The organism is uncultured Enorma sp. (assembly GCA_905210055.1).
Taxonomy (GTDB): domain Bacteria; phylum Actinomycetota; class Coriobacteriia; order Coriobacteriales; family Coriobacteriaceae; genus Enorma.
The window spans coordinates 1-6,585 of the sequence record CAJLVH010000111.1; the positions used below are offsets into that span (position 1 = coordinate 1).

5 protein-coding genes are annotated in these 6,585 nt (G+C 61.5%); 3 read left to right on the top strand and 2 right to left on the bottom strand.

Annotation, left to right across the window (positions count from 1 at the left end; genetic code table 11):
- The 3 genes from coaE to uvrB form a co-directional block, all read left to right on the top strand.
- The coding region (coaE, locus tag QZ079_RS07245) for a dephospho-CoA kinase (protein WP_297037039.1) at window positions 1-752 on the top strand (752 nt) is incomplete at its 5' end.
- A complete protein-coding gene (locus QZ079_RS07250; protein WP_297037042.1) occupies window positions 745-1,338 on the top strand; it encodes a lytic transglycosylase domain-containing protein in 594 nt (197 codons plus the stop codon). The genes coaE and QZ079_RS07250, both read left to right, overlap by 8 nt.
- A 126-nt stretch (window positions 1,339-1,464) precedes the next feature.
- The gene (uvrB, locus tag QZ079_RS07255) at window positions 1,465-3,708 is read left to right on the top strand and encodes an excinuclease ABC subunit UvrB (RefSeq protein ID WP_297037045.1); all 2,244 of its coding nucleotides are present in this window, start codon (window positions 1,465-1,467) and stop codon (window positions 3,706-3,708) included.
- 66 nt (window positions 3,709-3,774) lie between these two features.
- On the opposite strand, the gene accD is transcribed toward uvrB, so the two are convergent.
- The gene (accD, locus tag QZ079_RS07260; protein ID WP_297037051.1) at window positions 3,775-5,484 is read right to left on the bottom strand and encodes an acetyl-CoA carboxylase, carboxyltransferase subunit beta; all 1,710 of its coding nucleotides are present in this window, start codon (window positions 5,482-5,484) and stop codon (window positions 3,775-3,777) included.
- On the bottom strand, window positions 5,474-6,585 hold a 1,112-nt coding region (locus tag QZ079_RS07265; protein ID WP_297037054.1), incomplete at its 5' end, for an acetyl/propionyl/methylcrotonyl-CoA carboxylase subunit alpha. The genes QZ079_RS07265 and accD, both read right to left, overlap by 11 nt.

Genomic DNA, 6,585 nt, shown 5'->3' on the forward strand with positions numbered 1-6,585 from the left:
CCGTGGGAGGGCAGGGCGCCGCTGACCGGTGGACGGCACCGAGCCGTGCACGAAAACAAAAAGCCTTTGGGAAACCAAAGGCTTTTTTGTTATCTCGACATCTTTCAGGGATAATGAGTTCCATGATTACCGTATTTCTCATTGGAAATATCGCATCTGGGAAGTCGAGTGCCGCACGCTACCTGGAATCGAGGGGAGCGTATCGCATCGACCTTGATCATGAGTGCAAAGCACTCTATGTTCCCGGTTCTTCGCTCGTTCAGCGTATCGCCCATGTGTTCGGTAATGACGTGCTCGATGATGCTGGTGGTATTCGTGCCCATGCTCTTGCTCGGCGCGCGTTCGCCGATTCCGCTTCTACTGCACGTCTCGAGAAGATCGTGTATCCTGCGCTCATCAAGCGACTGAATGAGCTTATTGCATCTCTTGAGGCTCGGTTGCATGCCTGCGCGCTCGTCATCGTAGAAGTTTCTGCACCGAGCTCGTTCGTAGACGCCTTCTCCCTTGCCGATGAAGTGCTTGCAATTACCGCTCCGCTCAACGTACGTCGCGACCGCGCGCTTCTCCGTGGTATGACGGAGGCCGATTTCAACGCGCGTGTCGCTATCCAGCCAAGCGACGATGCACTATATTCGCTGTCCTCTGCTGTTATCGAAAATGCTGGAACGGAAGAGGACCTGCATCGTGAACTCGATGCATGGGCGGCAAGCATTTGTTCGAAATCTTCCGAGATTGGTAGCGCCCATGCTTAAACGTCTTCGTTGTGCTGGGTGGCTGCGTCTTATTGCACTCGTTCCGGCACTGGTGTTCTGCCTGATCTCGATGGTGTATTCCTACGCGCCCGCAGCGTTGGTCAAACCGCTCTTCCCCCTCGAGTATGAGGAGCATATCCAAGCCGCGGCCGAGCAATACAAGGTCGATCCCTATCTTATTGCGGCGATTATCGAGAGCGAGTCGAATTGGAACCCGAGGGCTCGCTCTGCGCGCGATGCGATGGGGCTCATGCAGCTCTTACCTGCTACCGCACAGGATATGGTAGATAAGGGCTACGTTGATGGCGAGCGCTACGATGCCGACGACCTCTTTGATCCCGAGACGAACATCATCTTTGGGTGCGCGTACCTCCGCTATCTGCTTGACTATTACGACGGCGCTGTCGATCGGGTCATCGCGGCCTATAATGCCGGCATCGGTAACGTCGAGGACTGGGTGGCGGAAGACATGGCGCTGCATAATGCGATTACCTTCCCCGAGACGCAGGCGTATCTCGTGCGCGTTCTCAACGCTTATAATCGCTATAGTGAACTGTATGCAAATCGCTTCGCGGATGCGTCGTAGTCGATGCTTGTGCGCGGTCTGCCCCTGCGTTACGATATGCCCTCTTTCTGCCAAAAGGGACAGTCCCTTTTGGCATGCCATTAGGGACTGTCCCTAATGGTGGGCGGTGAGCGAGGAGGTTTGAGGATGGAAGCATTCGAAGTGGAGCGCGTGGGCGGCGAGCTTCGCCGGTTCGGTGTTGCCGGAGAACCGGTGAAGTTCGAGGTCGTGAGCCCGTTCGAACCTTCGGGCGATCAGCCGGAGGCCATCCAATCCCTGGTAGACGGTGTGCGTGCGGGAGACCGCTACCAAGTACTGCTGGGCGTGACAGGATCCGGCAAGACCTATACGATGGCGAAGACCATCGAGGCGCTCGGCAAGCCAACGCTCGTCATGGCGCCGAATAAAACGCTTGCGGCCCAGCTCGCGAGTGAGCTGCGCGAGTTCTTTCCCCATAACGCCGTTGTGTATTTCGTCTCCTACTACGATTATTACCAGCCCGAAGCGTACGTGCCCCAGTCGGATACGTATATCGAGAAGGACGCCTCGATCAACGAGGAAGTCGAGATGCTCCGCCATCAAGCGACATCCCAACTGCTGAGCCGGCGCGATGTGATCGTTGTGGCAAGTGTCTCGTGCATCTACGGCATCGGCTCGCCAGAAGATTATGCCGGCCTCGCGCCGAACGTGGACAAGAAGACGCCGCTCGAACGCGATGAGTTCATCCATGCGCTCATCGACATCCAATACGACCGTAACGACTTCGACCTGGCGCGCGGCACGTTTCGCGTGCGAGGGGACGTGGTCGACGTGTTCCCACCGTATGCCGAGCATCCCCTGCGCTTTGAGTTCTTCGGCGACGAGGTGGAACTCATCGCCGAGATTGACGAGGTCACGGGCGAGATTCTGCGTGAATACGATGCCATTCCCGTATGGCCGGCGTCGCATTACGTGACCGAGAAGCCCAAGGTGCGTGCGGCGATCAGAACGATCGAGGACGAGTGCGCGGCGCGTGTGGCGGAGCTCAAGGCCGCCGACAAGCTGCTCGAGGCGCAGCGTTTGCAGCAGCGCACCGACTACGACCTCGAGATGCTCGAGACCATGGGGTATTGCAACGGCATCGAGAACTATTCGCGTCATCTCGATGGCCGCCGTGCGGGCGAGCCGCCGTACACGCTCATCGACTACTTCCCGAAGGATATGCTTTGCATCATCGACGAGAGCCACGTGACGGTGCCGCAGATTCGTGGTATGCACGAGGGAGATCGCTCGCGCAAGGTGACGCTTGTGGAACATGGCTTCCGTTTGCCCTCCGCCCTCGATAACAGACCGCTGCGCTTCGACGAGTTCGAGGCGCGCATCCCGCAGTTCATCTATGTGAGCGCCACACCCGGCGATTATGAGCTGCGCGTGAGCCAGAACAACGTGGAGCAGATCATTCGTCCCACGGGACTGCTCGACCCCAAGATCGACGTGCGTCCGGTGCACGGCCAGATCGATGACCTTCTGGACGAGATCCGCGTGCGAACGGCGCGCCATGAGCGTGTGCTCGTGACGACGCTCACGAAGCGCATGGCCGAAGACCTTACCGATCACCTGCTCGATGCCGGCGTGAAGGTGAACTACATGCATTCGGACACGGCGACGATGGATCGCGTGGAGATCTTGCGCGACCTGCGGCAGGGGAAGATCGATGTGCTCGTGGGCATCAACCTGTTGCGCGAGGGCCTGGATCTGCCCGAGGTATCGCTCGTGGCGATCCTCGATGCAGACAAAGAGGGATTCTTGCGCAACCGGCGCTCGCTCATCCAGACCATCGGACGCGCGGCGCGCAATGCCGATGGTGCCGTGGTGATGTATGCGGATACGATCACGGATTCCATGCGCGAGGCGATCGATGAGACGAACCGACGCCGAACGATTCAGATGGCGTTCAACGAGGAGCACGGCATCGAGCCGAAGACCGTGCGCAAGGCCATCAACGACATCTCAACGTTCATCGCCGAGGCGGACGAAAACGTGGGAAAGCGCGACCGCTCGCGTGGCGATACGTTCGGCCACGGCGCGTTCTTCACGCCTGCAGGAGACGGTGCGAACGAGGCGCCAGGCTTCGAGGAGTCGAGCGGGCAGCGTCTTGCCGAAGAGCTTGCGAGTTTGCCGAAGGACGAGCTCCAGCGCATCGTGGCGACCATGGAAGAGGATATGCGAAGTGCCTCCGAGGCCATGGACTTCGAGGAGGCGGCGCGCCTGCGCGACGCGATTGTGCACATCAAGGCGGTACTCGAGGGTTCGAGCGAGGATGAAGCGATGGAGGCGTTGCGGAGAACCGCTCGCAAGGGGAGTGTGTTCGGCGGCGGGCGCAAGCGCCAGGGCTGGAAGGGCAAGCACTAAGGTCAAAAATCGTTTTGCTTGCCCCTGCAGCGATCTTAATAACCCCGGAGATAGTATTACGAGCGTCTAAAAGGCGCGGAAACGGGCGTAGCGGGCGGCGAGGAGCTCCTCGGTGCTCAGAGAGGCGAGCTCATCGAAGGAGGCCATAGAAAGCCGCACAATGCGGCTCGCGAGCTCCTCGGGGCTGCAGTCGTCGTCTATGGATCCCTCCACGATGCCAAGTTCGATAAGGCGGTCTGCCGTGAGGCCGAGCGCATCGGCGGCATCCGCAGCACGATCGGTGGATTTCCACAGGATAGACGCGCAGCCTTCAGGGCTTACCACAGAATAGACAGCATGGTCGAGGATGTAGACGCGGTCTCCTCCTGCGAGCGCGAGCGCGCCGCCGCTCCCGCCCTCTCCGGTGATGAAGCTCACGAGCGGCGTGCGCAATCCCGCCATGGTTACGAGATTCGAGGCGATGGCCTCTCCCTGGCCGCGTTCTTCCGCGCCGATGCCGCAATAGGCGCCGGCGGTGTCGATGAGGCAAAGCACCGGCCTGCAGAAACGTTCTGCCTGCCTCATGAGGCGCTGCGCTTTGCGGTAACCCTCCGGATGTGCGGAGCCGAAGTTGCGTGCAACGCGTTCCTTGGTGGAGCGTCCGCGTTCGGTCGCGATTACGGTGACGGCGCGCCCGTCTTTCCATGCGATGCCGCCCACGATAGCCGGATCGTCGCCATAATGCCTATCGCCGTGCAGTTCCACGAAGCCATCGAAGCCGAGCTCGATGAGCTCGAGCGCGGTGGGGTGGTCTGCCGAGCGAGCCGCTCGCACGATGTCGTACGCGCCGCTTGGAGCCTTGCCGGCTTTGCCGCCCCGTTTGACGATCTTCGAGAGCAGCGTATGGGGTTTGTGCGAGCATTCGAGACGATGCGGCGCATCGGCGGCGGGGGTGCGGCCGCCGTGAAGCGCAAGGAGCTCGGCGATAGTTCGGGGGACTTCCGCGCGCGGGACGACGCGATCGATGAAGCCATGTTCAAGCAGAAATTCCGAGCGCTGGAAACCATGGGGGAGGCGCTTGTGCGTTGTCTGCTCTACGACGCGCGGGCCTGCGAAGGCGATGAGCGCACCTGGTTCGGCGAGGATAACATCGCCCTCCATCGCAAAGCTCGCCGTGACGCCTCCGGTGGTGGGGTCGGTGAGCAGAGAAATGTAGGGAAGGCGCGCTTCGGCGAGCTTGCGCCGTGCGGCCGAAACCTTCGCCATCTGCATGAGCGAGAGCGTGCCCTCCTGCATGCGTGCGCCGCCGGAAACCGTGATACCTACCACGGGGAGCCCGCGCTCGCACGCCGCTTCGAACGTGCGGCAGATCTTCTCGCCTACAGCTGAGCCCATCGAGCCCATCATGAACTCGCCGTCCATGATGAAGAGGGCGCATGCCTCGCCGCCGATGCGGGCGCTGCCGCAGATGACCCCTTCACGCTCGCTTGAACCGCCTTTGGCGGCGGCGAGTTTCTCCTGATAACCGGGGAAGGCGAGCGGATCGGGTGTGGGGATGTCGAGGAACCATGCTTCGAAGCTGTCCTTGTCGACGGTCGCTTCGAGGCGTTTACGCGCGGAGAGGCGCAGATGGTGACCGCAGCGGGGGCATACATCGAGCGCTTGTTCGAGCAGCTCTTGGTCGATGATGCGGCGGCACCCCGGGCACTTCACATAGGCGTGGCGCTGGGGCATCTCGACGGGTACGTCGGTGATGGGCCCTTCGAGTTTGTTGACGGCGATGCGTTTAGCGCTCATATAGATGCTCCATGAGGTTGGTGTGGTAGCAGCCCGATTGGAATTCGGGGTTGGCAAGGATATCGAACATGAGGGGCGTATTGTGCGCGACGCCTTCGATTTCTAGCTCGGAAAGGGCGGCACGCATCTTCCGGATTGCTTCCTCGCGCGTTCCAGCGCGCACGATGAGCTTGCCGAGCATCGAATCGTAGTACGGGGGAACCGATGCTCCCGGGAAGAGCGCGGAGTCGAAGCGCACCCAGGGACCGTTGGGGACGTGTAGCGTGTTCACGGTGCCGCAGGACGGTACGAGCTCGGGCGTCTCGGCATTGATGCGGCACTCGATGGCGTGCTTCGAGGTTGCGATATCCTCCTGGGAAAAGGGGAGCGCGACGCCCGCGGCAACGCGCAGCTGCCACTTTACGAGGTCGATATCGGTCACGAATTCCGTGACGGGATGCTCTACCTGCAGACGGGTGTTCATCTCCATGAAGTAGAATTGGCCGTCGTCGGTGTAGAGGTATTCGATGGTGCCCGCGCCTTCGTAACCTACGGCGCGCGCGAGGTCGCGGGCGGCGGTGTACATGCGCTCGCGCACCTCATCATGGCCGTCGAGGCAGGGAGCGGGGCTCTCCTCGACGAGTTTTTGGTTGCGGCGCTGCACAGAGCATTCACGCTCGCCGAGCGTCACGACGTTGCCGTGCGCGTCGGCAAGAACCTGCACCTCGACATGGTGTGCAGGTGCGATGAACTTCTCCATGTAACATTCGCCGTCGCCGAAGGCGGCTTCGGCTTCCGCCTTCGCCTCGACGAACGCCCGACCGGCGTCTTCGGCGCGCTCGACCTTGCGGATTCCGCGGCCGCCGCCACCGGAACGCGCCTTGATGAGCACGGGGCAGCCGATGCGCCGCGCCTCTGTTTCCGCCTCTTCCGCAGAGGAAATGAGGTCGCAACCGGGCACGACGGGTACGCCGGCTTCGCGGGCGGTGCGGCGGGCGGCGTCCTTGTCGCCCATGCGGTCGATGACCTCGGGCGCGGGGCCTACGAAGACGATGCCGTACTCCTGGCAGCCGCGCGCGAAGCCGGCGTTCTCCGAGAGGAAGCCATAGCCCGGGTGTATGG